At 83.5% G+C, this 309-nt stretch carries 1 protein-coding gene; it reads right to left on the minus strand.

What is annotated here, in order from left to right:
* On the minus strand, positions 1 to 309 hold a 309-nt coding region (locus tag BST40_RS33685; RefSeq protein WP_089025342.1), incomplete at both ends, for a PE-PGRS family protein.

Raw genomic sequence — 309 nt, forward strand, 5'->3', positions numbered from 1 at the left:
GCGCCGCCGGCGGAGCCGCCGCTGCCGCCGTTGCCGCCGCTGCCGCCGTTGCCGAACATGCCGGCGGCGCCGCCGCTGCCGCCCGTGCCGCCGGTGTTACCGGGGCCGCCCATGCCGCCCGCTCCGCCGTTGCCGCCGCTGCCGAACAGTCCGCCCGCGGCTCCGTTCCCGCCGTTGGCGCCGGGCGCCTGGTTCCCGCTGGCCGCCCCGGCCCCGCCCTTGGCCCCGGGCCCCCCCAACCAGCCGGCTGCCCCGCCCTTGCCGCCCGGTCCGGCGGTCCCCGGGGTGCGGGTGCCGGAGCCGCCCTTG

The sequence above is a fragment of the Mycobacterium persicum genome (genome assembly GCF_002086675.1).
GTDB classification, from domain to species: Bacteria; Actinomycetota; Actinomycetes; order Mycobacteriales; family Mycobacteriaceae; genus Mycobacterium; species Mycobacterium persicum.